Annotated in this window: 25 protein-coding genes and 1 rRNA gene; 15 read left to right on the top strand and 11 right to left on the bottom strand. The window is 59.0% G+C overall.

Annotated elements, in window-relative coordinates; genetic code table 11:
* Positions 1-279 precede the first annotated feature (279 nt).
* The 7 genes from NH395_RS03555 to NH395_RS03525 all read left to right on the top strand — a co-directional run bounded on the left by NH395_RS03555 (position 280) and on the right by NH395_RS03525 (position 7,328).
* Positions 280-2,166, top strand: a complete 1,887-nt coding sequence (locus tag NH395_RS03555; protein WP_253023065.1) for a beta-ketoacyl synthase — start codon at positions 280-282, stop codon at positions 2,164-2,166.
* Positions 2,163-2,657 carry a pantetheine-phosphate adenylyltransferase gene (gene coaD, locus NH395_RS03550; RefSeq protein ID WP_092826474.1) on the top strand — a complete coding sequence of 165 codons (495 nt, stop codon included), beginning with the start codon at positions 2,163-2,165 and terminating at the stop codon, positions 2,655-2,657. The genes NH395_RS03555 and coaD overlap by 4 nt, the downstream gene beginning before the upstream one ends.
* Positions 2,658-2,730: 73 nt before the next feature.
* The gene (locus NH395_RS03545; protein ID WP_066318235.1) at positions 2,731-2,979 is read left to right on the top strand and encodes a YfhL family 4Fe-4S dicluster ferredoxin; all 249 of its coding nucleotides are present in this window, start codon (positions 2,731-2,733) and stop codon (positions 2,977-2,979) included.
* A gap of 9 nt (positions 2,980-2,988) precedes the next feature.
* The gene (locus NH395_RS03540) at positions 2,989-4,278 is read left to right on the top strand and encodes an MATE family efflux transporter (RefSeq protein WP_253022478.1); all 1,290 of its coding nucleotides are present in this window, start codon (positions 2,989-2,991) and stop codon (positions 4,276-4,278) included.
* A 96-nt stretch (positions 4,279-4,374) separates the two neighbouring features.
* Positions 4,375-5,685 carry a short-chain fatty acid transporter gene (locus tag NH395_RS03535; RefSeq protein WP_066318231.1) on the top strand — a complete coding sequence of 437 codons (1,311 nt, stop codon included), beginning with the start codon at positions 4,375-4,377 and terminating at the stop codon, positions 5,683-5,685.
* A 72-nt stretch (positions 5,686-5,757) separates the two neighbouring features.
* Complete coding sequence (locus NH395_RS03530; protein ID WP_253023063.1) at positions 5,758-6,279, top strand: acyl-CoA thioesterase; 522 nt, start codon at positions 5,758-5,760, stop codon at positions 6,277-6,279.
* A 44-nt stretch (positions 6,280-6,323) separates the two neighbouring features.
* Complete coding sequence (locus NH395_RS03525; RefSeq protein ID WP_253022477.1) at positions 6,324-7,328, top strand: ion transporter; 1,005 nt, start codon at positions 6,324-6,326, stop codon at positions 7,326-7,328.
* Here NH395_RS03525 and NH395_RS03520 read toward each other — a convergent pair.
* Both NH395_RS03520 and NH395_RS03515 read right to left on the bottom strand, forming a co-directional pair.
* Positions 7,325-7,678: an I78 family peptidase inhibitor gene (locus NH395_RS03520; protein ID WP_253022476.1), complete on the bottom strand. Its 354-nt coding sequence runs from the start codon at positions 7,676-7,678 to the stop codon at positions 7,325-7,327. The two genes, NH395_RS03525 and NH395_RS03520, sit on opposite strands and share 4 nt — an antisense overlap.
* A gap of 82 nt (positions 7,679-7,760) precedes the next feature.
* A complete protein-coding gene (locus NH395_RS03515) occupies positions 7,761-7,892 on the bottom strand; it encodes an entericidin A/B family lipoprotein (RefSeq protein WP_085917033.1) in 132 nt (43 codons plus the stop codon).
* 146 nt (positions 7,893-8,038) lie between these two features.
* On the opposite strand from NH395_RS03515, the gene NH395_RS03510 reads away from it, so the two are divergent.
* The gene (locus tag NH395_RS03510; protein ID WP_253022475.1) at positions 8,039-8,464 is read left to right on the top strand and encodes an HIT domain-containing protein; all 426 of its coding nucleotides are present in this window, start codon (positions 8,039-8,041) and stop codon (positions 8,462-8,464) included.
* Here the strand turns inward: NH395_RS03510 and NH395_RS03505 are convergent.
* From NH395_RS03505 to NH395_RS03490, 4 genes are read right to left on the bottom strand one after another with little or no spacing between them, the layout of a single operon-like run.
* On the bottom strand, positions 8,461-9,465 hold the full coding sequence (locus tag NH395_RS03505) for a nickel/cobalt transporter (RefSeq protein WP_253022473.1): 1,005 nt from the start codon (positions 9,463-9,465) through the stop codon (positions 8,461-8,463). The genes NH395_RS03510 and NH395_RS03505 overlap by 4 nt on opposite strands.
* Positions 9,462-10,097, bottom strand: coding sequence for a DUF1007 family protein (locus NH395_RS03500; protein ID WP_253023061.1), 636 nt, complete (start codon positions 10,095-10,097; stop codon positions 9,462-9,464). The genes NH395_RS03505 and NH395_RS03500 overlap by 4 nt, the downstream gene beginning before the upstream one ends.
* Before the next feature lie 32 nt (positions 10,098-10,129).
* Positions 10,130-10,492: a hypothetical protein gene (locus NH395_RS03495; RefSeq protein ID WP_253022471.1), complete on the bottom strand. Its 363-nt coding sequence runs from the start codon at positions 10,490-10,492 to the stop codon at positions 10,130-10,132.
* Positions 10,489-11,034: a hypothetical protein gene (locus tag NH395_RS03490; RefSeq protein ID WP_253022469.1), complete on the bottom strand. Its 546-nt coding sequence runs from the start codon at positions 11,032-11,034 to the stop codon at positions 10,489-10,491. The genes NH395_RS03495 and NH395_RS03490 overlap by 4 nt, the downstream gene beginning before the upstream one ends.
* Positions 11,035-11,126: 92 nt before the next feature.
* Here NH395_RS03490 and NH395_RS03485 point away from each other — a divergent pair, with 92 nt between their 5' ends.
* Positions 11,127-12,263, top strand: coding sequence for a glycerate kinase (locus tag NH395_RS03485; RefSeq protein WP_253022467.1), 1,137 nt, complete (start codon positions 11,127-11,129; stop codon positions 12,261-12,263).
* A gap of 177 nt (positions 12,264-12,440) precedes the next feature.
* Positions 12,441-12,917 carry a Dps family protein gene (locus tag NH395_RS03480; protein ID WP_066318217.1) on the top strand — a complete coding sequence of 159 codons (477 nt, stop codon included), beginning with the start codon at positions 12,441-12,443 and terminating at the stop codon, positions 12,915-12,917.
* 57 nt (positions 12,918-12,974) lie between these two features.
* Here the strand turns inward: NH395_RS03480 and NH395_RS03475 are convergent, their stop codons facing one another.
* On the bottom strand, positions 12,975-14,441 hold the full coding sequence (locus NH395_RS03475; RefSeq protein ID WP_253022465.1) for an aminoacyl-histidine dipeptidase: 1,467 nt from the start codon (positions 14,439-14,441) through the stop codon (positions 12,975-12,977).
* Positions 14,442-14,473: 32 nt separating this feature from the next.
* Positions 14,474-16,654: a GNAT family N-acetyltransferase gene (locus NH395_RS03470; protein WP_253022463.1), complete on the bottom strand. Its 2,181-nt coding sequence runs from the start codon at positions 16,652-16,654 to the stop codon at positions 14,474-14,476.
* Between the two features lie 321 nt (positions 16,655-16,975).
* Here NH395_RS03470 and dctP point away from each other — a divergent pair, with 321 nt between their 5' ends.
* From dctP to NH395_RS03450, 4 genes are all read left to right on the top strand, one after another.
* Positions 16,976-18,079 carry a TRAP transporter substrate-binding protein DctP gene (dctP, locus tag NH395_RS03465; protein WP_253022461.1) on the top strand — a complete coding sequence of 368 codons (1,104 nt, stop codon included), beginning with the start codon at positions 16,976-16,978 and terminating at the stop codon, positions 18,077-18,079.
* A gap of 82 nt (positions 18,080-18,161) precedes the next feature.
* Complete coding sequence (locus tag NH395_RS03460; protein ID WP_253022460.1) at positions 18,162-18,665, top strand: TRAP transporter small permease subunit; 504 nt, start codon at positions 18,162-18,164, stop codon at positions 18,663-18,665.
* Positions 18,662-19,987 (top strand): TRAP transporter large permease subunit, encoded by a 1,326-nt coding sequence (locus NH395_RS03455; RefSeq protein ID WP_253022458.1) that lies wholly within the window; start codon positions 18,662-18,664, stop codon positions 19,985-19,987. Before NH395_RS03460 ends, NH395_RS03455 begins: the two co-directional genes overlap by 4 nt.
* Positions 19,988-20,216: 229 nt before the next feature.
* Complete coding sequence (locus tag NH395_RS03450) at positions 20,217-21,839, top strand: iron ABC transporter permease (protein WP_253023059.1); 1,623 nt, start codon at positions 20,217-20,219, stop codon at positions 21,837-21,839.
* 21 nt (positions 21,840-21,860) lie between these two features.
* Here NH395_RS03450 and NH395_RS03445 read toward each other — a convergent pair whose 3' ends face one another.
* Positions 21,861-22,973 carry an ABC transporter ATP-binding protein gene (locus tag NH395_RS03445; protein WP_253022456.1) on the bottom strand — a complete coding sequence of 371 codons (1,113 nt, stop codon included), beginning with the start codon at positions 22,971-22,973 and terminating at the stop codon, positions 21,861-21,863.
* Between the two features lie 197 nt (positions 22,974-23,170).
* Here NH395_RS03445 and NH395_RS03440 point away from each other — a divergent pair, with 197 nt between their 5' ends.
* A complete protein-coding gene (locus NH395_RS03440; RefSeq protein ID WP_253022454.1) occupies positions 23,171-24,196 on the top strand; it encodes a Fe(3+) ABC transporter substrate-binding protein in 1,026 nt (341 codons plus the stop codon).
* A 72-nt stretch (positions 24,197-24,268) separates the two neighbouring features.
* Here the strand turns inward: NH395_RS03440 and NH395_RS03435 are convergent, their stop codons facing one another.
* Both NH395_RS03435 and rrf read right to left on the bottom strand, forming a co-directional pair.
* Positions 24,269-24,457, bottom strand: coding sequence for a hypothetical protein (locus tag NH395_RS03435; protein ID WP_066318197.1), 189 nt, complete (start codon positions 24,455-24,457; stop codon positions 24,269-24,271).
* 251 nt (positions 24,458-24,708) lie between these two features.
* Positions 24,709-24,824 (bottom strand): 5S ribosomal RNA (gene rrf / locus NH395_RS03430).
* Between the last annotated feature and the right edge of the window lie 5 nt (positions 24,825-24,829).

Here is a 24,829-nt window from a genome sequence, read left to right as displayed (position 1 = left end):
GCGTCATGCCCCCCCCGGGGGCCAGCGCGCAATAAATCGCGTAAATAAGGCGATTCTACCAGCCCGACATGGTTGCGGCATGACGCCGCTGCTCGCACGGTGATATGATCATTGGCAGTAACACGCATTTTGTCATATTTATTAAGTGCAAAGCGGCGGGTAAGACTCTTTGCTTATAAGCAACAGGTTTTACTGTCAGTGACGCATTGCCGATAACTGTTATTTAAACCACCGCACCACGAGGAACCCGGCTTGTCACACTTACCGGTGATTGTCGGCATGGGCGGCATCAATCCCGCTGGCAGAACCTCGGGCCATCAGGCCTTCCGCCGGACCGTGCTTGATGCGCTCCCTGCCGACCAGCAACGCCAGACAATAGAGGGGCTGGCGGCATTGATGCGCTTGGCTTCGCCGTCTCCCCAGGGGTGGCACGACAACACAGGGCAGTCCGTCAAAGCGCCCGCGGATACGTTACGCGAATACGTTCTCAACCACACGCTAATTCGCCGCAACGAAGACCCGCGGTTTAGTGAGCCCGGGCTGCCCGCCAATCGCCACGTCAGCATGCAACTCGCCGAGCCGTTGCGCTTTCGGCTGCGCCGTCGGCAGTTGCCTGAGCAGCTACCCAGCAGCTGGCAGATCCAGGATATCGATCTGCGCACGGTTGACGTCTGCGTGCCTGCGGGCGAAATGAACGCCCTGCTGCCCGATGCGCAGCCCCCCAAGGTACGCGCGGCCGCTCAACTGCCGACCGGCTTCGATCCCGCAAGCCTTTACCGCAGCGTACATCACCCTCGCGGTCTGGCGATGTCAGTGTTTGGCGCCAGCGACTGCCTGGGCGCCAGCGGCCTTTCCTGGGAACACCTTCGCCAGCAGTTGAATCCGGACCATATTGCCGTCTATGCGGGCAACTCGATCGGCCAGCTAGACGAACAGGGCTGGGGAGGATTGCTCAAGAGCCTGGTCAGCGGGCAGCGCGCCACCTCCAAACAGATGCCGTTAGGCTATGGCCAGATGCCCGCCGACTTCCTGAACGCCTACGTGCTGGGCAGCGTTGGCGGCACCGGCGCCGCGCTGGGCGCCTGCGCGAGCTTTCTCTATAATCTGCGATTGGGTATCGATGATATTCGCGCCGGGCGACGCCGAGTCGTGATGGTCGGCACCGCCGATGCGCCGATTACCCCAGAGATTATCGAAGGCTTCAGGGCCATGGGCGCACTGGCCGATGATGCCAGCCTCAAGGCGCTCGACGCGCTGGAGTTGCTGACCGACGCAGATTACCAACGTGCCTGTCGCCCCTTTGCACGCAACTGTGGTTTTACCATGGCCGAGGCCAGCCAGTTTGTGCTGTTGATGGACGACGCCCTGGCCCTTGAAGTGGGTGCCGATATTCTGGGTGCCGTGCCGGAGGTGTTCGTCAACGCCGACGGCTACAAGCGGTCCATTTCGGCGCCCGGTATCGGCAACTATATTACGCTGGGCAAGTCAGCGTCGTTGATCCGTAACATGCTGGGCGATAACGCCTTGAAGTCGCGCAGCTTCCTGCACGCTCATGGCACCAGCACGCCTAAAAACCGCATCACCGAATCCCATGTCTTCGATGAGATCGCCCGCGCCAACGGCATCGACGCCTGGCCGGTAGTGGCCGTCAAAGCCTTTATCGGTCACTCTCAAGGCAGCGCCGCGGGTGACCAGCTAGTCAGCGCGCTGGGCAGCTTTGCCCACCAATTACTGCCCGGCATCCCCACCCTGGACGCCGTGGCCGACGACGTCTACGCCGACCGCCTGCGCTTTTCGTCAGTTGCCCAGTCGTTTAACGCCGATGCCGCCCTCATCAACGCCAAGGGGTTCGGCGGTAACAACGCGACCGGCGTTGTGCTGTCACCCGCTGTGACCGAACGCCTGTTAACGCAGCGCCACGGCGCCGCTGCCATCCAGGCCTGGAAAACGCGCCGCGAAAGCGTTCGCGAGAATGCCGCCGCGTATCTGGAGCATGCCGACCGAGGTCATTACGCGCCCCGCTATCAGTTTGGCGAAGCGGTACTTGAGGGTCCCGAGCTGGATATTCGGGCGGATCGCATCCATATTCCCGGTTATGATCAGGCGGTATCGCTGGAAAGCGATAACCCTTTCGGCCGCCTGGACGATGAGGAGCCAGCGTCATGACGTACCAGCGCGTCAATATCGCCGTCTACCCGGGCACCTTCGACCCCATCACTCACGGTCATTACGACTTGATCGAGCGTGGTGCCCGCATGTTCGACAAGGTGGTGATTGCGATCGCCGCCAGCCCCGGCAAACACCCCCACCTGGATTTAGCCACCCGTATCGAGCTGGCGCAGGAGGTCTGTGCGGGCTTACCCAACGTGGAGGTGATCGGTTTTTCCAATCTGCTCACCTCCATGATGCACGAACAGGGGGCAACGATTATCCTGCGCGGGCTGCGTGCCGTCTCCGACTTTGAGTACGAGCTGCAACTTGCCAACATGAACCGCGCCCAGAACCCGGAACTTGAGAGTGTCTTCCTCACCCCGGCGGTGGAAAACTCCTACATTTCCTCCACGATGGTGCGGGAAATAGCCAAGCTTGGCGGCGATGTTTCACCGCTGGTCCATCCCAAGGTCGCAGAGACGTTGCGTAAGCACTACACTAGCTGACGACGCTATTGTTGAGTAAAACACTCAGGTAATAACATTACCTGGATGTTAACGCCATCCGTGAGGTATACCCATGGCCCTGATGATTACCGACGAATGCATTAACTGCGACGTCTGTGAACCCGAATGCCCCAACGACGCCATCTCGCCGGGCGAAGAAATCTATGTGATCGATCCCAACCTGTGCACCGAATGCGTCGGCCACTACGATGAGCCCCAGTGCCAGCAGGTCTGCCCGGTCGATTGCATCCCCCTTGACCCGGAACGCCCCGAAACGCACGACCAGCTGATGCACAAGTACCGGCTGATCACGGCTGCCTAGGCGAATCAGGTGCGTATATGGCAGCTAGCCTGGCCCATCATCATCTCCAACATCACGGTTCCGCTGCTCGGGCTGGTGGATACCGCCGTGGTCGGCCACCTGCCTGACTCCCGCTACCTGGCTGCCGTCACCCTGGGCGCTACTCTGTTCAGCTTCTTGTATTGGGGGTTTGGCTTTCTGCGCATGGGCACCACCGGCCTGGTGGCCCAGGCCGTCGGCCGCGAAAGCGACAGCGACGTGCGCAACCTGCTCGGTCAGTCGCTGATCATGGCAATCGTGATCGGCAGCCTGCTGATTGTCTTTGCATCGCCGATTGTCTCCTTCGGACTGTGGCTGCTCGATGGCAGCGAGGCCGCCACTGCGCTTGCCAGAAGCTACGCTGAAATACGCCTCTGGTCGGCCCCGGCGGTGTTGGCCAATTACACCATTCTGGGCTGGTTTCTCGGCCAGCAGAACGCCCGCGTCACGCTGATGATCCTGGTGCTGACCAACAGCGTGAATATCGTGCTTGATGTGTGGTTCGTGATGGGCCTGGGCCTCACCAGCGACGGCGTGGCGTGGGCCAGCGTGATCGCCGACTATTCCGCCCTGGCGTTTGGCGGCTTTCTTGTCCTGCGACAGCTAGGCAAGCTCGAAGGGACTTTTCTACGCAGCCGCCTGGGCGTGCTTTCTGCCTATGCGGCGTTGTTTAACGTCAACGGCAATCTTTTCATACGTACGCTCGGGCTACTGTTTGCCATGGCGTTTTTCACTGCCCAGGGGGCGCGCCAGGGCGATACCATCCTCGCCGCCAATGCCGTACTGCTGCAATTCATCATGCTCACCAGCTATGCCCTTGACGGCTTTGCCCATGCAGCGGAATCGCTGGTAGGGCGTGCTGTTGGCCGTGGCGACTGGTCAGCGTTTGCCGATACGGTCCGGGCGGCGGCGCGCTTTTCCTGGTGGACCGCCGCCGGTGCCGCGCTCGTGTTTGCCCTCGGCGGCAATGGATTGATTGCCCTGCTCACCGGTCTTGAAGAGGTGCGTGCCACCGCCGCTGCTTACTTGCCCTGGATGGTCGTGATGCCGCTGATCGCCGTGTGGAGTTACCTGCTGGACGGCGTGTTTATCGGCACCACCTCCATCGCGGCCATGCGCAACAGCATCTTTATCGGCCTGGCGGCATATTTGCCTACCTGGTGGTTGACCCAGGGGCTTGGCAACCATGGCCTGTGGCTCGCCTTCATGGCATTTACCTGCGTACGCTCGGCTGTCCTGATAGGCTATTACCGCCACTACCGCCTTACGCGCTGGCGTTGATCAAGCAGTTGTCAAACCTGCCTTTTGGGATGAAAAAACTGTCGTTGCCCCGTATATTAGCGGTGCACTTCCTAATAATGAAAAAGTGAGCCTGCCATGTTGAAAATGATATCCAAACCGGCGGTGAAGATGGTCGATCGCTATCTTCCCGACCCGTATATCTTTGTACTGCTACTGACCCTGATTGCTGCTGTCGCGGCGATCGCTATCGAGCGCCAGACGCCACTGGCTGTCCTGCGTTTCTGGGGCGATGGCTTCTGGGGGTTATTGACCTTCTCCATGCAGATGTTGCTGGTACTGGTCACCGGCTTCATGCTGGCCAGTTCGCCACCGGTCAAACGGCTGCTGCAACGCCTCGCCAGTACGGCAAAAAGCCCCGGCGGCGCGATTATTCTGGTCACCCTGGTGTCGCTGACGGCAAGCTGGATTAACTGGGGCTTCGGCTTGGTGGTTGGTGCGCTGTTTGCCAAGGAACTGGCGCGCCTGGTGCGCGTCGATTACCGCCTGCTGGTCGCCAGCGCCTACTCCGGCTTTGTGGTCTGGCACGGGGGCCTGGCGGGGTCAATTCCGCTTACCATTGCCACCGAGGGCCACTTCGCCGCGGATGATATCGGCGTTATCGGCACCGGTTCAACGGTGTTTGCGTTCTTCAACCTGGCCATTGTGGCGTGCCTGTTCGTCTCCATTCCGCTGGTCAACCGGCTGATGCTGCCGGACGAAAAAGACAGCGTCTATGTGGATACCAAGCTGCTAGACGATGAGCCCGAAGCCAAAGGCCGCATTACCCGCCCGGCTGAAAAGCTGGAAAACAGCACGTCCCTGGCCTGGCTGGTCGGTATTCCCGGCCTGCTTTTCCTGGCGGATCATTTCCTGCTGCGTGGGGGCGGTCTGAACCTCAACGTGGTGAACTTCCTGTTCCTGTTTCTGGCGATTGTCCTTCACCGCACACCGCGCAACCTGCTCAACAGCCTGCACGAAGCCATTAAAGGTGGCGCTGGCATTGTCATTCAGTTCCCCTTCTATGCCGGCATTATGGCCATCATGGTGGAGTCAGGCCTGGCACAGAGCATGTCCGAGTGGCTGATCTCGTTTGCCACGGAAACGTCGCTGCCATTCTGGTCGTTCATCAGCGCCGGGGTCGTCAACCTCTTTGTGCCTTCGGGCGGTGGCCAGTGGGCTGTTCAGGCACCGGTCATGCTGCCCGCAGCGGAAGCACTGGGGGCGGATATTTCACGCATTGCCATGGCCGTTGCCTGGGGTGATGCCTGGACCAACCTGCTGCAGCCGTTCTGGGCCTTGCCCGTCCTGGCCATTGCAGGCTTGAAAGCCAAGGATATTATGGGCTTTTGCCTGGTTCAGCTGTTTATCACCGGCGCCATCATCTCGGTTGGCCTGGTGTGGTTTTAAGCTCAGGTAATGCCCCAGCGCCTGCCATATCGGCAGGCGCTTTACATGGATATCAAGAGACGAGTAGAGCCGATGTCGGAAACCCCAATGACCGCCCTGCCCGGTCAGCACGAATTGTCCATGACCGTCTTGATGACGCCTGACATGGCGAATTTCAGCGGCAAAGTTCACGGCGGTGCGATTCTCAAAAAGCTCGACGAGGTGGCCTACGCCTGCGCCAGTCGCTACTCAGGCCATTACGTGGTCACCCTGTCGGTGGACCAGGTGCTTTTCAAGCAGCCCATTCACGTTGGCGAGCTGGTGACCTTTTTGGCCAGCGTCAATCACGTAGGGCGCTCATCGATGGAAATTGGCATCAAGGTGGTGGCTGAAGATATCCGCAAAAAACTGATTCGCCATACCAATAGCTGCTATCTCAGCATGGTGGCGGTGGACGCCAACGGAAAACCCGCTCGCGTTCCGCCACTTGCCTTGGAAACGCCATTGCAGCAGCTACGCTTTGAGAAAGCCGCCCTGCGCAAGAAAATGCGCAAACAAGCCGAGGATCAGGAACAGCTGGCCCAGCAGCAGCATCAATCACAAACGCCGACCTGATCCTGTCTTGCGCGGTACTCGCCACTAAGTCCAAGGAGTTCACCATGCCTGCCAGGGAGCGCTACCCCCACCTGCCAAAGGGCGTTGAGTACGCGCATATCGGCTGGGACTTTTTCATTCTGGCGGCCGTGGTCATCAACCTCGGTTTGCTGTTGTTCGATTCGCTATTTTTACTCCCCCCGATCAACCAGACGATAGAGGCGGTATCGCCGAGTTTTCACAGCGCCTACGCGACAACCATTCACAGCCGTTTTATTACCATCGACCTGTTCTTTGTCGGCATTTTTATCGCCGACGTGCTGCTGGGCTGGGCCGTGGCGATTGCCGAGCGTCGCTACCATCGCTGGTTCTTTTACCCCTTTGTACATTGGTACGACGTCCTGGGCTGCATCCCCCTGAGCGGGTTGCGCTGGCTGCGCATTCTGCGGGTTATCTCGCTGCTGTACCGGCTGCACCGTCTGCGTCTGATCAACGTCAAGGGTTGGTGGATCTATCAGTTCTTCGCCAAGTATTACGATATCTTGCTGGAAGAGCTCTCCGACCGTATCGCCCTGCGGTTGCTGGGGAATGTTCAGCAGCAGATACGCTCAAGCGACTCATTGACCGAACAGGTCATAGACCGAGTCGTCATGCCTCGCAAACAGCAACTCATCCAGGAAATTGCCCAGCGGCTCGAGACGTCGGTGGGCACCGCCTACCAGCACAACCGACAGGCCATCATGGCGGCAATCAGCGACCTGGTCAGCCGTACGCTGCGTGAAAGTCCCGAACTCCAGCGGCTGCGACGCCTGCCCATGGGTGAGCCTGCAGCCAGCGCCATGGAAGCGTCGTTGAGTGGCGTTGCCCAACGGCTGGTGGATGAAGTCGCCCTGTCGATTCACTCCCCCGAGTTCCAACGGCTCGTTGAAGGCGCGGCGGAAAACGGCTTTGACAGCTGGCTGACACCGGACGAAGGCAGTGACCGGGTCACCGAGCAGGTGGTGTTCGACGTCCTGGAATTACTCAAAGAACAGGTCAACCGCCAGCGCTGGAAGGACCGCTACGACTAACCGCACCTAAGCTCTTCGATGACGTCATTATCATCGAGGTGGATATTCAGCCGCCCGGGGCGATGCTCCATAGTGGCCACCTCCCCTGGCCGCAACACGCGGACTTGTTCGGCACCGCTTTGACGCGCCAACGCGTCGCCTGACGTGTCGCCAAGCGGCGTTCCCACGGCGTACTCAATGTCATCCAGACGGCAGGCTGCTTCATCACCGGGAGACTGAGCGTTATCCACCTTCGGGGGCGGTGGCGCACTCGGAACATCGTCTCCTTTGCCTGGCGTCTGGGCACAGGCTGCCAAGAATAGGGGTAAAAACATCAAAACAACAAGCTGCCAACCACGTTGACATGTCATCCTTGAAACTCCTGTCACATAAAAATGCGTTTATAACGCAGCGGGCCGACGCTAAACGTCGGCCCGCCAGGTACCACTTTGCTTAGCTTGCAGCGTCCTGAACGGCTTCACCGCCCTCTTCTATATCCTGGCCTGCGCCACTGAGAGTATTGCAGCCCGCCAGTACGCCTGCCGACATTAAAAGAATAAAGCTCATTGCCAGTAGTTTTTTCATGAGTGTTCTCCTTAACAAATTCATTCACTATCGGGATACTTCAACTCAATTCGTATGAGCCAAAAGCACTTTCAGGGTAACAGCCTTTTCAGGATTACGCCTACTTTGCCGCGCACAGGATGCACTCCCCATTAAGGAACCAAGTAATGACGCCCTTTGTACTCGATGAACGCCTGGCTAACGATACGCAGCCACTGGCAGACTTGCCGCTCTGCCGCGCCCTGTTGATGCTCGACGCGCGCTATACCTGGGTGGTCCTGGTGCCCAGGCATGCTGCGCTGAGCGAGGTGTTTGAACTGACGCCCGACGATCAGCAACAACTCTGGCGGGAGGCCGGCCAGCTGGGCCAGGCAATGAAGGCTGCCTTTAACGGCGACAAACTCAATATCGCTACGCTGGGTAACGTGGTCAGCCAGCTGCATGTGCATGTGGTGATTCGCCATCATGACGACGACGCCTGGCCTGCGCCCGTTTGGGGCCACGGTAGTGCCGAGCCGTATTCACCCGGCGAGCAGCAGGCAATTCAGGCCCGCCTCACGGCGCTGATTGAAACGCTGGACTTAGGGGGCTAACCGCCGGTGAGCGGATTGCCTGACCGAGACGGCGGCTCGCCCAACACCGGGTCACCCACAGGCTGGGCGATGCCCGCCGCCCAGAGGGAAACGCCCAGCGTCACGATCACGATGCCGCCCGCGAGCGCGACCCAGCCAGCTGCGCGCTGGGCACGTCGATGAGTCGCCCCCTGACGCACCAGGCGCCGCTGTGCCCAGCCCCGCGCCACCACACTGGCCAACGCAAGCACCGACACTGTCAGCCCCGTACCCAGCGACATGGCGGCAACAGCGGCCACCCCCACTGCAAACTGGCCCAGCAGGCCTGCAGCGCCCAGCATCAGCACCGCCCCGCTGCACGGGCGCATGCCAATCGCACCGACGGTCAATAGCGCGGTGCGCCAATCCAGCGACTGCTGAGGGCTAATAGCGTGCCCCCCGCAGCATGCATGGTCGTGGTCGTGGTCGTGGTCGTGGTCGTGGTCGTGGTCGTGGTCGTGGTCGCTCACAGCATAAGCCCGGCGCAGTTGGCCGACAGCCCGCCAGCAAAGCCATACGCCCAGCGCCGCCACCAGAAGGAAACTGGCGTATTCCACCCATGCAACGCTGCCCATCGCCTGGCGTGTTACCCAGCCGAGGCCGTAGACCAGGATGGCCACCAACCCGACGGCCGTTAGTCCCTGAAGCAGCGCCGCGGCAAACGAAAGCCCCAGGGCACGCCCTACGGCACCGCCGTGGGACATCAAAAATGTTGCCAGAACCGCCTTCCCATGCCCTGGCCCGGCGGCATGAAACACGCCATAGCCGAAGCTTACGCCCAGCAGTGCTGCCCAGGTGGCCGCCGCTGACTGCTCTGAAAGCGCCGTCAGCGCAAGGGTAAGTTCCCGGTGAAGATCACGCTGCCAGCCGAGCAGGGTGTAACTCATTGACGCTAACCCGCCCTGCCACACGACAAGGCCGACGACGCCCACCCCCAAGGCCAACAGGCATAGCAGCCCCCAGGAGAAACGCCGAGACATCATGGGCACACCACCTGGCCCGTTTCGGCGAAATAACGCCCTAACCCGGGTTCGCCGCTTTCATCGGCATCCAGAAGCGACGCCGCCATGACCTTCTCGGGATCCGGATCCGCGGGCAAGATGGTGAGTTCGCATTGGGGCATGTCACGCAGCACAAGGGCATTGTCGCTTGGCTGGTCACCTTCTGCTTCATGCACCACCTCGAGGTAATACGTCGGGTCATACACCTGATACGTGAGCTTGCTGCCGCTTAATGCTGGCGTGGATGCGAACGGCAGGATAAAAATAAACGTCAGTCGGTTATCGCGTCGCATGGCGGTGTATTCGCTCACCTCCTTCAGCGGCAGACGCTCACCATCTACCCGCACTTCGGTGAAGTAGCCTTGGCTTGAGAGATTGTTGCGTATTTCGCCCCCCAACTGATCCAGCCCTTCGTCGAGCGTCGCCCCATCAACTCGTTGCAGTTCGTCGAACACCACCAAGCTATAGAACGGATCCATTTGCCAGGTTTGGTGCAGCCCCGTTACCCGCCCCTGGTCATCGATAAGCACACGGACGCTGATATCGATCCATCCGTGGGGATGCGCCATGGCGCTCGCACTGACCAACAGGCTCAACGCCCCCATAAAGCCCATCCATCCAGGCGTCAGCCAACGGGTTACAAACCTCATGGTGCCACCTCCAGGCGGCTCTGGAGCGCCACCAACCATGGATCCAGACGGTTCGGCGGTAACGGCTGCCCGCCACGCCACGCCGAAATGCGCACATGGCTTTCCCTGCCTACCTCATTCACCTCGAGCACTAGCCGGTAACCAGGCCAACGTGCCAACACGCCTTCGGCACGCCCAAGCGATAAATCGGCATGGCGCACGACATAACCTTGCTCGATCATCAGGCTAACTGCCGCACGAAAGGTGTCTTCAGCCGGTACCGGATAGACCAGTTCGCGGGGCTCTGGTGGCGGTGTCGTCGCGCAGCCGCTGAGCATTAGCAGCAGCAAGCCAGCCGCGGCCCAGTGAATCACTCTCATGACGGGCTGTCTCCTGTGGCCGTATACGCGTCCAGGGCACGCTGGAATCGCGCGCAAAAATCGTCGGTATTGGCGCTACGCCCCGTGCGCAAGCTACCATACTGGTCAAACCGGCGGATATCGCGTGACACCCGCACGTGATGGTTATCCCACAACAGCGATACACGCTCCACTTCAATGGGCAACTGACCAAACCCACCGCCCAAGCCGACCCCCAAGTGCGACCGGCCGCCAATACCCATTCCACCGAACACGCTCAGCGACGTTCGAGAGCTGAAATGCGGCGAGGCGTAAAGGTCCGACGCGCCATGTAGCTCACGCTCTCGACTGGCGCTTAACAGGCCTAGCCGGGTATCGCTTGCGTCCAGGCTGAACCCCCATTCAGTCAGCACATCGACACTGTCGGTCAAGGTTGAAGATGCAGTGCTTGGGAAGTAGCACGCCTGGGAAGGCGGAGGGTCCGCGTCGGGCAGCGATGACGGTACCGCCTGGCAGCCCCCAAGGGCAAGCAGGCATATGAAACTGAAAGGCATCCACTTCATAACCACTCCCTGGGTTGACGGGTGGCGCTGGTTTGCACCGACACGGCGCGCTAAGCTCACTCTACTGACCATGATCATTGAAAAGGGTGCCCATGCATATCCTGTTTTGCCCAGATAGTTTTAAAGACGCACTGAGCGCCGAAGAAGCGGCACATGCCATGGCCCGGGGCGCCGCACGGGCAGCCCCTGACCTTCATCCGCTGATCTGCCCATTGGCTGACGGCGGTGAAGGCAGCCTCGACGCCCTGATCGCGGCAACCGGGGCCGAGCGTCGCCAAAAAACGGTGTTGGATGCCCTGGGTCGCCCGCGCCAGGCCCATTGGGGCTGGCTTGCCGAGCAGCGTACCGCGTTTATTGAACTGGCAGAAGCCAGTGGGCTGCAACCCCTTACCGAGCAGGAGCGCGATGCGCGTTATACGTCTACCTATGGCGTAGGCCAACTGTTTCTCGCAGCCCTGGATCACGGCGCAGAGAAAGCGCTGCTTTTATTGGGCGGTAGCGCCACCAACGATGGCGGTGCTGGCATGCTCCAGGCGCTGGGGGCCCGCTTGCTCGATAGCCAGGGGCAGGCGCTGCCTCCGGGCGGGGCAGCGCTTGCCGACCTGGCGACGCTGTCATTAGAGGAGTTGGACCCTCGGCTTGGCAAACTTGACATTGACGCCGCCGTGGATGTCGATAACCCCCTGCTGGGCGAGCACGGCGCCAGCGCCGTTTTCGGACCACAAAAAGGGGCGACCCCCGCTCAGGTTCAGCAACTTGACCAGGCGCTTGGCCACTTTGCCGACATCGCGGCCAATGTTCTGGGCCGGGATGACCGCGACCTGCCCGGCGCGGGGGCAGCGGGCGGCATGGGCTTTGCGGCGCACGCCTTCCTGGGCGCCACGCTGAAACCCGGCATCGATATGCTCATGCAGCAGGCCGGGTTTGACACCCTGCTCGCCCAGGCCGACTTGGTGATTACCGGTGAAGGGCGCCTGGACGGCCAGAGCCTTTCCGGCAAGACACCCATCGGCGTTGCGCGGGCAGCTGCGGGGCAACAGGTACCGGTGGTTGTATTAGCGGGCAGTCTGGGCGATGGCTGGCAGGCCTGTTTCCAGGAGGGCGTGACCGCCGCCTTTGCGCTTGCCGATGGCCCCATGTCGTTAAGCGACGCATTACCGCGCACGGCTGAGCTGCTTGAAGCCCGCTGCGAAAACCTGATTCGGCTCTGGCGCGCGGCCCGCCCTTGAAAAGCGACGGCCTCGTCAGCACTTAATACCTACAGACTTAATGGCTACACATTGATAGGTAATGGGCTAGCGCTATGGCGGCAATGCAAAAAACCTGCTTTGCAACGCACGCTCGCCCAATTAACCTGATCATCAACGTCAGTCGCCGCACAGCGGCGCTCACCAAGGAGCCAAGATATGTCCGATACCAACAGCATCGGTCTTCACGAAGGCAGCGCCACCCAACTGGCAGAGAAGCTCAATCACCTGCTCGCCAACTACCAGATTTTTTACATGAACGTTCGTGGCTATCACTGGAACGTCAGGGGCAACGATTTTTTTGAGCTGCACGCAAAGTTCGAAGAATTTTACACCGACCTGCTGACGAAAGTGGATGAAGTTGCCGAGCGCATCCTCACATTGGGCCACAAACCGGTCCACGCCTATAGCGACTACATCAAGCTCTCGCGGATCGAGGAAGACAAAGACGTCCACGATGGCACCGCCTGCGTCAATGGTGTACTGCGCGGCTATCAAGCGCTGATCGAACTGCAGCGTGAGCTGCTGTCCATCGCGTCAGACGCCGACGATGAAGGCACCGCTTCGCAGGCAAGCGATTACATCCGCGAGCAGGAAAAAACCGTCTGGATGCTGAACGCCTACCTCAGTAAATAAGCGCTCAAGAAGCCAGTCACCGAATCAAAACGGCACCCATCAGGTGCCGTTTTGGGTTCAGGGGTTGTGCGCCAGGTCTTCCACCAACGCCCTCAACAAGCCCCAGAACTCGTCCACCGTTGCCAGTTCAACGCGCTCATCCGGCGAGTGCGCGCCGCGAATCGTCGGGCCAAATGACAACATATCGAGGTGTGGATATTTACTGCCCAGAATGCCGCACTCGAGCCCCGCATGAATCACCTTGACCGCTGGCTGTTTGCCTAACAGCGACTGGTGGCAGGCGTTAAAGCGCTTGAGCAGGTCACCGTCGGGATTGGGCACCCAGCCCGGGTAGCCGTGCTCGACATTGACCCTTGCCCCGATCAGTCCAAACAGCGCTTTAAAACGGTCCGCCATGGCCACGACGGCGCTGTCGTGCAGCGAGCGCACCAGTGCACAAAGGTGAAAACGCCCTTTATCCAGGCTTACCACCCCCAGGTTGTTGGACGTTTCAACCACGCCGGGCACATCGGCACTCATCCGTTCGACGCCACAGGGGGCGGCATGCAACGCGGCCACCAGCATGGTGCTGGCATCCAGTGTCAGCGGCTCAACATCTCCGCTTGGGCTGATGGGCTCGGCAACCAGCCGCATACCCTCATCGCCGCTACCCAGCTCACGCTGCAGCGTCTGCGTCAGCTCCTTGACAATTGCCAGCGCCTCTTGCTGCTCATCAACGGGCAGGGCGATATCGGCGAAGGCTTCGCGAGGGATCGCATTGCGCAATGTGCCACCCTGATAGCTCAGCAATCGGGCATCGACATCCTCGAGTGAGCGCAGTACGCGCACCAACAGGCGGTTGGCGTTACCCAGCGGCTGATGGATATCCAACCCCGAATGCCCCCCCTTCAATCCCGTCAGCGACAGCCTGAGCAGGCACTCGTCGTCCCTGAGTGCGGCGCTGGGCAGCTGGGCATTCACGACCACATCAGCCCCGCCCGCACAGCCAATAAACACCTCGCCGTGATCCTCGCTGTCGAGGTTCAGCAGGCGCTCTCCTTCCAGCCAGTTTTCGGCCAGATGCAGGGCACCACCCATTGACGTTTCTTCCTCAAGGGTAAACAAGGCCTCCAGAGGGCCATGGGTTAGCTCTGGGTCCTCAAGCAGCGCCAGAATCGCGGCCACGCCCAGGCCATTATCAGCCCCCAGGGTCGTGCCTTCGGCATGCAGCCAGCCGTCAGCGACATAGGTCGCGATCGGGTCACGCTGGAAGTCATGCGCATGACCGGCATTGGCTTGAGCCACCATATCCAGATGGCCCTGCAGAATAAGCCCAGGAACGTGTTCATACCCCGGAGCAGCCGACTTGCACAGACGCAAATTGCCAAAGGCATCACGGTCGTGGGTCATGCCTTGTGTCTCTGCCCAGGCTTCCAGCAACTCAACAAGCTGGGCCTCATGGCCGGATGGGCGAGGCGTATTACACAGCGTACGAAAATGCTGCCACACGAGTGTGGGGGTCAGCGCATCAAGATGTTCGTTCATGGAAACTCTTTATCATGGATAACCGGCTTACTTTAACGGTCCCGGGCAGCGGGGGGAAGCGGTTGCTGAGCCCAAAGGGTTCGCACCGCCTCGCGTAGCGCTCGCACAGACACGCTCGGCGCATCGGCAAGCGGCTGATTCTGGAACGCCCAGGCAGCCAGTTGCTGGTGCGCTGATTGACCCGTGGCCGACAGCGGCCAGCGACTCGCTTCGCGGGCCAGTGCCTGCAAGGACGACCGGGCAAGGGAAGGGGCCCGATGCGCTGTCGCCACATCGTCGATGTCCTGCCATTCAACCGCGGTCAACGGCTGCTCGGGCAGTTCGCTGATCACCAGGCTCACCACCTCGGCAGGCAAACGCGCCAGTTCAAATGCCAACAAGTTGGGCAGCAGGGCGATAAATCGTTCGGAAAGGGCATCCAGCACTTTTTCACCTGCCGGGTTCAAGGCGCTGGCCACCATGATGGCAAACTCACCGCTTGAAGGTTCCCGGGTAACGCCCAGGCGCACCGCTCTAAACCCTTCGGCACGCCAGAAACGCAGCAGCCCCGCATCCGCGCCAAAGGTCGCGCCATACAGCATGACGCCCTGATCGGCGGCTTGTTGCCGATCGTCACCCAACAGCCTGCCCCCCAACCCCTGACGACGCCAGCCAGGGTGGCAGGCAATACGAACCACCCGCCGCCAACGCGCTGTCAGCGCATCCCGGCAGCCTGCATGCGCCGCCAGTGACTGAGCCATTAAATGCCCCTGGGGGCGGCGTTCTCCGCGCGCCACCTGATCAGCAAGGTCCGTTGCAAAGCCGCCTTCTTCACGGGTGACCAGCACTGCCTGTGGCCGTTGCTGCTGGCCGATAACGCGCAGTTGCATACCGGGGCCATCCAACAACTGGCGCAAGTCGCTGGGGGTCGTGCGATAGTGAGACTGCACCAGCAGACCAAATAATGGGGCCAGCGCCGCCTCGTCCTGGGCCAGTTCATCTCGGGGGACTGCGTACGAAGCCGAGGGTCGCGATAATGCTTCCTTAGCGGTAGGCAACGGCGCGTTCAATAGCAGTAGCTGATTGAGCGCTGTCTCAAGCGGATCCGCCGCCTGCCAGCGAACCGGCGTATTGAGCGTGAGCGCCTTCCAGTCCGGTGTCTGCACATCCAGTACGTGACGAAAACGCAGTGCAAACCCGCGCCCGGACCCCTCGTAACCATGCACGGTGGTGGCAAACGCAAGCCTTGGAAAGGCGGCCAGCCATTGCGCTAACAGCGCCGGGGGTAGCGCTGCGGCTTCATCGACCATCAGGTAGCTGCCGTCGCCGCCCAGCGTTCCTGATGCCAGGTGTTCGCCAAGCGCATCGGGCGTAACGAATAAAAGCTCAGCGCCGTTGGTGAAGGTAAATCGCTCAGGGGTGACTCGGTTGCCATCAGGACATAGCGCCACTACACGCTCAAACACAGCCTCCACGGCGGCCAGGCGTGTCGCGGTGACAATCACCCGCGAGGTTCTCTGCTGCTGTAGCAATCGAACACAGGCAATGCCCAGCGCGGCGCTTTTACCCCGGCCTCGGTCGGCGGTGATGACCAGCGGTCGCCGTCGTTTGAGACCGACCAGGGCCCTGACGGCAGCCGCCTGATCCAGGGTAACGCAATCGGTATCCTCGGGCTTTTGCATTATCGGCGGCGTTGCCACGAGGCGCCCCAGTCGAGGCAGCGCTCCGGGTACCCAGCAGATGATCCGCTCTGACGCTTTCAACTGAGCGGCCAGACGTGCCAGGTAGCGCGCTGTCAGGTCGCTCCACTGCCAGGGGGCGTCGGCAATGCGCGCGTAGTCCGGGTCGGGCTCCCGCCCCCAGTCGTCGGGCGTGATCAACACCAATAGCCCCCCCGCTGTCAGGGTCCCGCCAATGGCACCTAACGCATCAGGATTGAAGCCACCGGCGTGGTCATGGGCATTGACCACCACCAGTTGATGCTCGGTACCGAGCCGGTGAGTGGCCTGATTGGCTTTCAGTGCGGGCTGAACGGGGGCACCCTTGCCTATCCATAGTGGAGAATGCCAAGCCTGGGCTTGCCATAGCGCAACCGCCAGCACTTCACATTGCCTGGCACCGCCTTGCAGCCAGACGAGCTGACGCCAACGCCGCCTCTCCAGCTGTCTTGCCCGTTGAACCAGTAGCGTGATCGACCGTGACACTACCGCTTCGCCGGTTGATAACGACGACATAACATCTCCTCGACGGGATAGGCAGCTTACAACTTTGGTTGCATCACCGAGACCCTTTCAACGTTTTTCACACTTAGGTGTTGTCGCCCGAACGCCCCAGCAACCAACTAACCACATGATTTATATATAAATAAGAAACATCTTCACCCTGCTTGTCAGCCCCCGACTTGGCACAGCACGGATGTTGCATTGCAACGGCCTGAATGTGCTAATTTAAGCATGCAGGGTAATTCATTCCTTTACGTAAACGTAATGCATGCCAACTGCACGAACTGCATCCAAATCTCCTAATAAATCTAACGGCGACCAACAGGATCCAACATGAAAAAAACTGCCAAGTTTGCCATTACAAGTCTCGCTGCCGGTGTTGCATTGGCAGCCATCTCCTCGACCGCTCATGCCCAGCAAGAGTGGACCATGACCACGACATGGCCAGACAACCTGGACCTCATTAAAATTGACCAGCATTGGGTCGAGTTGGTCAACCAGTTGGCAGGCGACGAGCTGCAGATCAACTTCCGCGCTGGCGGCACGCTGATGCCCGGCACCGAGGTATTTGACGCCACCGAAACCGGCGCGATCCAGGCATCGGGCGACTGGCCCGGCTACTGGGCAGGCCGTAGCCCGGCATTTTCGCCCCTCGCCACGACCACCAGCCTGTTCAACGGCGTTGATTACCTCAACTGGATTCAGCAGTGGGGTGGCTGGGACCTCTATCAAGAAGTATATGGCAACTACAACATGGTGTACCTGCCCTACGGGATCACCAATAACGAATCCGGTTTCATGGGCAACACGCCCATCGAAAGCATTGCCGATCTTGAAGGCAAGCGCCTGCGCCTGTCAGGCCGCGATCAGGGCCGTGTCCTTGAAGAACTGGGTGGCTCACAGGTCACGCTGGCCGGTGGTGAAGTTTACCAGGCGATCGAGCGCGGCGTGATCGATGCGGGTGAGTTCTCTACACCGGGCGTCGACTATAACGCTGGCTTCTCCGAAGTGGCAGATTACTGGTCAACCCCTGGCTGGCACCAATCGGCGAGTGTCTTCGGCGTAATGATCAACAAGGATGCCTGGGATGAGCTTTCCGAGGAAACCCAGGAAACCCTGAAAATCGCTGCCGACGCGACGATGGCTTGGTCGCTGGCATGGTCAGAGCGTCAGTCCACCGAGGCCACCGTGAAATTCCAGGAAGATGGCGTCGAAATCAGCACGCTCTCGTCTGAAGACCTTGCCACCATCCAGGACGCGACCAACGAAGTGATTCTGCGCGGCGCATGTGAAGACCCGATGCACGCAAAAGTTTACCACTCCATGATCAGCTATATGGAGCACTACGCGAACTGGCGTGACATCACCGTGCCATTCAACATGAGCCGTTCCATCGACAACCTGCCATCGCTCGAAGAAATCGAAGCCTGCATGTAATTAACCGTCGATAACCGCCCCGATGTCAGCGTCGGGGCGGTTTTTACGTCTAGTGCCAAAATCCGGAATCGGGAGATAACTCATGCATGCGATCGCAACAGCCATTGACAGGTTCAATGAGCTCTTTGGGCGAATTGTTGCACCCCTTATCGCGGTTATCACACTGATTGTGTTGTATGACATCGCGATGCGTTTTTTCCTTGGGCGCCCCAGCGATTGGGCCTTCGACGTGACCAAAATGCTCTTCGGCGCTCACTTTATGCTGATGGCCGCCTATGGACTTCGTCATCACGCGCATGTGGAAGTCGACGTGTTGAAGCGTCTGCTAGCCCGCAGGAAACAGGCGGCCCTGGAAATCGTCGGCTATGCGGTATTTTTCATCCCGTTTATCTGGCTGATGCTGACCTACGGCTGGCTTTTTTTCGAACGCTCCATCAGCCGCGGCGAGACCACCTACGGTATGGTTTCCATTCCGGTGTATCCCGTTAAAGGGGTGATTGTCCTGGCAGCCGTTTTGATTTTGCTGCAGGCCATTGCCATCGTGCTGCGCGCTATTATTCAACTGCGTGAGGAGAACCACGCATGAGTGCAGAATTATTGACTCTGGTGATGTTTGGCGGCCTGCTAGTCGGCCTGTTCATGGGTCATCCACTAGCGTTTGTGCTGGGGGGCGTGGCCGTTATTGGTGCTTTTCTGGGTCCTGGCGCCAACACCCTTGGCATTATTATCAACAACGTCTATGGCAACGCCATGGATAACTACGTGCTCGTGGCCATTCCCCTGTTTATCCTGATGGCGCGGTTTTTGAACGACTCGGGCGTGACCGAGAAAATGTTCGATGTCATGCGATTGTTGCTCGCCAACCTGCGCGGCGGGCTAGCGCTGACGGTGGTCGTGGTCTCGGTGTTGCTCGCTGCCACAACAGGGATTGTCGGTGCGTCCATTGCGGTGATGGGCATGATTGCCCTGGTACCGATGCTCAAGTACGGCTATAACAAAGAGCTGAGCGCAGGTGTCATCATGGCCAGCGGCTGCCTGGGGATCTTGATTCCGCCCAGCATCATGTTGATCCTGATGGCGAGCTACTCCCCCGTCTCGGTGGGTGCGCTATTTGCCGGGGCGCTGGTACCCGGCTTGTTACTTGGCGTCATGTATGCGCTTTACGTGCTGATCATTTGCTATGTGAAACCCTCCTACGGCCCGAAGGTGCCCGCGGCGGAGCGTGCCGAAGTCAGCACCCAGCAGCTCCTGGTCATGCTGGCAAAGTACGTGGTGCCGCCGATGTCATTGATTCTGGGCGTATTGGGGGCACTGTTTACCGGTATTGCAACGGCCACCGAAGCGTCCGCTATCGGGGTTTTCATCGCCTTTATCCTGTTCATGATTTTCGGCGACCGTAAGCTCTCCACCTGCTACAGCACCATGATCGAAGCGGGCAAAACCACCACCATGGTAATGCTGGTACTGGTCGGCGCCACGGCGTTTACCGGGGTATTTTCGATTGGTGGCGGTATGGAGGTCATCAGCGAGGTCGTCCTCTCCATGCCAGGCGGTACGTTCGGCGCTCTGCTGCTGATGCTCTTTCTGGTATTCATCCTGGGGATGTTCCTGGACTGGACGGGAATCGTGCTGCTCAGCTTCCCCATTATGCTGCCGATTGTCGAGACGATGGGCATCGATGTGCTGTGGTTCGTGGTGATGGTCGCCGTTGTGCTCCAGACATCCTTCCTTACCCCCCCATTCGGCTATGCCTTGTTTTACCTGAAGGGGGTGGCACCGCCTGGCGTTGAGATCGTTGACCTCTACAAAGCGGTTATTCCGTTTGTGGCGCTCATTCTGTTCGCGTGCGCACTGATGGCATTCTTCCCCGTTCTGATCACCGGTCTACCCAGCGTGTTGGTCGGCTGATCTTCATCATTCTTCAAGTCATTCAGCCCGGCATGAAGCCGGGCTTTTTTTGGATAACGCCTGACCAAACGCCAAGTGGCTGCAGCCATCGGCGGCCGATGGTACTATTCCTCGCCGCGTGCGCCTTGAGTCGTCGCTGCGATACCCGTTTGCTTTTGCTAGGAGTCTTCACGTGTCCCGCTCCACTTCTGGTGAGTTAGCCGCACAGCGGCCCAGTCCTCAGCGAAAACTGACTCTCTGGTCGGCAGCACTCATCGGCGTCGCATTGGTAGTGGCACTGCCTGTCATCGTGGTATTTGCGCATATTGCGCTGCCGACCGATGGCGTATGGCAGCACCTTGCCAGCACGGTGCTGCCGCGCTACCTGAACAATACTTTTTGGCTTGTCGTCTGGGTGGGGCTTGGCGCCCTGATCATCGGCACAGGAAGCGCCTGGCTGGTCGTCATGTGCCGCTTTCCGGGCAAGCGATTATTCGAGTGGGCATTACTTCTGCCCCTGGCGGTGCCCACCTATGTGATCGCCTACGCCTATACCGACTTCTTACAATTTGCTGGCCCATTGCAAAGCACCCTGCGTGACATCTTCGGCTGGGAACACGGCGATTATTTTTTTCCTAACGTCCGCTCGCTAGGCGGTGCCGCCACCCTTATCACCATGGTGCTTTACCCCTATGTTTACCTGCTAGCCCGTGCCTCCTTTCTTGAACAGTCGGTATGCGTTCTCGACGTAGGCCGTACGCTGGGTCGCGGCCCCTGGCGTCTTTTTTTCAGCGTTGCGGTTCCGTTGGCACGTCCGGCGCTGGTGGGCGGCGTATCGCTGGTGCTGATGGAAACCCTCAATGAGTTTGGGGCAGTGCAGTTCTTTGGTGTCGACACCTTCACCACCGGTATCTATCGCACCTGGTTCGGCATGGGTGAGCCCGTGGCGGCGGCTCAGCTAGCTGCCTGCCTGCTCAGCTTCGTCGTTGTTCTGGTATTACTGGAGCGCTGGTCTCGCGGCAAGCGACGCTACTTCCATACCACCAACCGTTATCAGCAATTGCCCGAATATGCGCTTCACGGATGGCGGGCAGCGGCCGCCACAGCGGCATGCGCCATTCCGATCATCGTCGGTTTTCTGCTGCCCAGCGGCATTCTTCTCGATTTGGCGTTGACGGAAGGAGATTCACTGTGGGGGGAACGCTTTATCGGCTTTGCCTGGAACAGTCTAAGCCTGGCGGCGCTTGCGGCGATCATCGCTGTCGGCACGGCGGTACTGCTCAGCTATGGCGTTCGGGTGCATGACACAGCGCTTGCGCGCTTTACGACACGTATTTCGGCGATGGGCTATGCCATTCCTGGTTCGGTGGTGGCCGTGGGCATTCTAATTCCCTTCGCCTGGCTGGATAACATGATCAATACGGGCTTGCAGGCGTACAACGGCCAGATCATTGGCCTGGTCTTCAGCGGCTCGGCTTTCATCCTGCTCTACGCCTACGTCGTGCGCTTTTTAGCCGTTTCCTTCAATGCCGTAGAAGCCAGTCTCGGCAAGGTCACCCCCAGCATGGACGCTGCCTCTCGCACCCTTGGCCAAACGGCGGGCGGTACATTGCGCTACGTGCACACGCCATTGATGCGCAGCAGCTTGCTTGCGGCGGGCATTCTGGTATTTGTCGATGTCATGAAAGAACTTCCCGCAACCGTCATACTGCGGCCGTTCAACTTCGATACGCTTGCCGTCAGAGCGCACAACCTGGCGTCTGATGAACGCCTGGCTGAAGCCTCTACTTCATCACTGGCGATCGTTGTGGTCGGCATTCTGCCAGTGATACTGCTGAGTATGGCCATGCGTCGCTCACGCCCTGGAACATAGCCGTAACTGTCCAGAATGGCGTTAATGGTCCTCAGCGGCGCGGGGAAACACGAACACCTGCGACAAATCCAGGTGAATATCAATCGGTTGCCCTTCAGCGGGCAGAAAAACCCCAGGCACCCTGGCATGCAAGTGGGCTTCCTGACCGTCGTCTGCATGGGCACAAAGGTGCAGCAGGCTACTACGACCGAGTAACTTGGCCATCACGATATGGCTATGTGCATGGGAATTGACAGGCAGGTCCCGCTCGATGATCCGCAACGCTTCCGGGCGAATCATCACTTGTACGGCCGTCCCATCAGCGATGCCCTCAGCCGGCACCCACCCCACAGGCGTTGTAACATGCCCCTCTTCAACCACGCCCTCGATCTCATTGACCTCACCAAAAAACGTCACCACGAACGGGTCTTTGGGTGAACAGTAGAGCTCTCTTGGCGTGCCTGTTTGCACAATGTGCCCCTCGCGCATCAGCGCAATACGATCCGCCATGAACATGGCTTCTTCCGGATCATGGGTCACCAGCAAGGTCGCAGCCCCGACCTTTTTTAAAACGTGCAGTGTATCGTCGCGTATCCGATCCCTCAGCCGCGCATCCAGGCTTGAAAAGGGTTCATCCAATAGCATCAACCTCGGCTCGGGCGCCAACGCCCGGGCAAGGGCCACACGCTGCTGCTGCCCGCCTGACAGCATATGGGGATAGGTCGACGCATAGTTGGCCATCCCCAACTGAGATAACAACTCCTCGGCACGCTCACGCCTGGCACTTGCCGACAAATGCTTCAGGCCAAAGGTGACGTTTTCCAGCACGGACAGATGAGGGAATAGCGCCGAGTCTTGAAACGCCAGCCCCACGTTACGCTTTTCTGGCGGCACGTGACGTAGTCCTGGCGCGGCAATGTGTTCATCTTGCAAGCTGACACTGCCTTCTTGCAGCGTTTCCAAACCCGCTGCAATACGCAGCAAGGTGGTCTTGCCACAGCCGGAAGGACCAAGCAGGCACACCACTTCTCCCGGTGCCACGGTTAGGTCTACACCCTTTACAACGGTATGCTGGCCAAAAGCGTGCTGCACCTGATGCATCGTTAGCGCCGTCTCATTAAGCGCTTTTTGCGCCGCCTTTATGGTTGCTGTCATTGCCCCACCGCTCTATTCACGATTGCCTGCAACAGACAACCCTACAATACGTTTGAAAGTAATTAACATTCTATTTTCTATTTACTCTATATGCACGCTTCAACGGTAAGTCGCCTTGACGTTAACGGTGCAAAAAGCTCTAATAATCTAGTTAATAATACAACTTATTATCATTAGCAACGTAAGGATTATCGCCAATGAAAACTGCACGTTTCGCCGCCCCTATCGCGGTTGCTCTTGCCAGCTCCGCCTTCGCAAGCCACGCCCTGGCGGATGAGCTTAATGTCTACTCTGCTCGTCATTACGATTCTGACGAGCGGCTTTACGATGCATTTACCGAAGAGACCGGTATTGAAGTCAATATTCTGGAAGGTGATTCCGATCAACTGATCGAACGCATCCAGCGCGAGGGCGTCGCCAGCCCTGCCGATATCATGATGACGGTTGATGCTGGCAGACTATGGCGCGCTGAACAGGAGGGTATTTTCCAGGGAATCGAGTCCGACGTGCTCGCTGAACGTCTCCCCGAATCCATGCGTCACCCTGAAGGCATGTGGTTCGGGTTTAGCCAGCGCGCACGGGCGATCTACTACAACCGTGAGAACGTGGATCCCAGCGACATCACGCGTTATGAAGACCTTGCCAGCGACGACCTTGGGTATAGCATCTGCATTCGTTCGTCCAATAACATCTACAACCAGTCCCTCCTCGCTTCAATGATCGAGCATCACGGAGAGGAAGGCGCTGAAGAATGGGCTCAGGGCGTTGTCGATAACATGGCACGTGACCCAGAAGGCGGTGATACCGACCAGATCCTTGGTGTCGCCAGCGGCGCATGCGACCTCGCCGTCGCCAACCACTATTACTACGTGCGCCTGCTGAAGTCGGACGATGAAGCAGATCGCGAGGCTGCACGCAAAGTAGGCATCATTTTCCCCAATCAGGATGACCGAGGCGCTCACGTCAATGTTGGCGGTGCCGGTGTCGTCGAAGGCGCTCCCAACCGCGAAAACGCCGTGGAATTCCTTGAGTTCCTGGCATCCGATACGGCTCAGGAAATCTTCGCTTCGGGTAACAATGAATTCCCCGTCGTGAATAACGTCAAGCGTGACCCTGTCCTCGAATCATGGGGCAACTTCAAAAAGGATGACGTCAATATCAGCATCCTGGGAGAAAACAATCCCGAAGCGATTCGTATCTTTGACCGGGTCGAATGGCGTTAATACCCAGCGTTAACCATGCAAAAAGCCCCACGGTCGACCGTGGGGCTTTTTTTGTCACTGCATTACAGCCGCTTACTCTTCAGCAGCTTCTTCCATTTCGTCACCGGCCTCTTCCATTTCATCGCCAGCTTCTTCCATGGTTTCATCAATATTTTCACCCGCTTCTTCTGCCGGGCCCTGATCATCGCCACAGGCGGTCAAACCAACGGCGAGAAATGCGAGTAAAAGTGCCACACCAATCGTTTTGAATCCTTTATACATCACCATGCTCCTTCTATCACGGTAGTAAACAGTCAAGTGCCGTTACATATTAGATGCCATACATAAATGATGCCAATAAATGGTATTTAAAAGCGAAAAACCCCAGCTCCTTTTGGAACTGGGGTTTTTCTTAATAGGTGCCTGACGATGTCCCGGCCGACGCTCCGGAGGGCGGCTCTCCGCTACTCTCCATGGGGAGACCCCTAAAACAAAAAACCCAGCCGGTTGGCTGGGTTTTCTGCGGTATAGGTGCCTGACGATGACCTACTCTCGCATGGGGAGACCCCACACTACCATCGGCGCGAAGCGGTTTCACTGCTGAGTTCGGCAAGGGATCAGGTGGTTCACGCTTGCTATGGTCGTCAGGCGTAA

The sequence above is a fragment of the Halomonas sp. Mc5H-6 genome (genome assembly GCF_024124705.1).
Taxonomy (GTDB): Bacteria; Pseudomonadota; Gammaproteobacteria; order Pseudomonadales; family Halomonadaceae; genus Vreelandella; species Vreelandella subterranea.
The sequence above is the reverse complement of the archived record's forward strand: the minus strand, read 5'-3'. Positions and strand labels throughout refer to the sequence as shown.

Coding starts and splice junctions, on each gene's coding strand:
- NH395_RS03555 (WP_253023065.1), top strand. CDS start 280: ATGGGCGGCATCAATCCCGCTGGCAGAACCTCGGGCCATCAGGCCTTC.
- coaD (WP_092826474.1), top strand. CDS start 2,163: ATGACGTACCAGCGCGTCAATATCGCCGTCTACCCGGGCACCTTCGAC.
- NH395_RS03545 (WP_066318235.1), top strand. CDS start 2,731: ATGGCCCTGATGATTACCGACGAATGCATTAACTGCGACGTCTGTGAA.
- NH395_RS03535 (WP_066318231.1), top strand. CDS start 4,375: ATGTTGAAAATGATATCCAAACCGGCGGTGAAGATGGTCGATCGCTAT.
- NH395_RS03530 (WP_253023063.1), top strand. CDS start 5,758: ATGTCGGAAACCCCAATGACCGCCCTGCCCGGTCAGCACGAATTGTCC.
- NH395_RS03525 (WP_253022477.1), top strand. CDS start 6,324: ATGCCTGCCAGGGAGCGCTACCCCCACCTGCCAAAGGGCGTTGAGTAC.
- NH395_RS03520 (WP_253022476.1), bottom strand. CDS start 7,678: ATGACATGTCAACGTGGTTGGCAGCTTGTTGTTTTGATGTTTTTACCC.
- NH395_RS03515 (WP_085917033.1), bottom strand. CDS start 7,892: ATGAAAAAACTACTGGCAATGAGCTTTATTCTTTTAATGTCGGCAGGC.
- NH395_RS03510 (WP_253022475.1), top strand. CDS start 8,039: ATGACGCCCTTTGTACTCGATGAACGCCTGGCTAACGATACGCAGCCA.
- NH395_RS03505 (WP_253022473.1), bottom strand. CDS start 9,465: ATGATGTCTCGGCGTTTCTCCTGGGGGCTGCTATGCCTGTTGGCCTTG.
- NH395_RS03500 (WP_253023061.1), bottom strand. CDS start 10,097: ATGGGCTTTATGGGGGCGTTGAGCCTGTTGGTCAGTGCGAGCGCCATG.
- NH395_RS03495 (WP_253022471.1), bottom strand. CDS start 10,492: ATGAGAGTGATTCACTGGGCCGCGGCTGGCTTGCTGCTGCTAATGCTC.
- NH395_RS03490 (WP_253022469.1), bottom strand. CDS start 11,034: ATGAAGTGGATGCCTTTCAGTTTCATATGCCTGCTTGCCCTTGGGGGC.
- NH395_RS03485 (WP_253022467.1), top strand. CDS start 11,127: ATGCATATCCTGTTTTGCCCAGATAGTTTTAAAGACGCACTGAGCGCC.
- NH395_RS03480 (WP_066318217.1), top strand. CDS start 12,441: ATGTCCGATACCAACAGCATCGGTCTTCACGAAGGCAGCGCCACCCAA.
- NH395_RS03475 (WP_253022465.1), bottom strand. CDS start 14,441: ATGAACGAACATCTTGATGCGCTGACCCCCACACTCGTGTGGCAGCAT.
- NH395_RS03470 (WP_253022463.1), bottom strand. CDS start 16,654: ATGTCGTCGTTATCAACCGGCGAAGCGGTAGTGTCACGGTCGATCACG.
- dctP (WP_253022461.1), top strand. CDS start 16,976: ATGAAAAAAACTGCCAAGTTTGCCATTACAAGTCTCGCTGCCGGTGTT.
- NH395_RS03460 (WP_253022460.1), top strand. CDS start 18,162: ATGCATGCGATCGCAACAGCCATTGACAGGTTCAATGAGCTCTTTGGG.
- NH395_RS03455 (WP_253022458.1), top strand. CDS start 18,662: ATGAGTGCAGAATTATTGACTCTGGTGATGTTTGGCGGCCTGCTAGTC.
- NH395_RS03445 (WP_253022456.1), bottom strand. CDS start 22,973: ATGACAGCAACCATAAAGGCGGCGCAAAAAGCGCTTAATGAGACGGCG.
- NH395_RS03440 (WP_253022454.1), top strand. CDS start 23,171: ATGAAAACTGCACGTTTCGCCGCCCCTATCGCGGTTGCTCTTGCCAGC.
- NH395_RS03435 (WP_066318197.1), bottom strand. CDS start 24,457: ATGTATAAAGGATTCAAAACGATTGGTGTGGCACTTTTACTCGCATTT.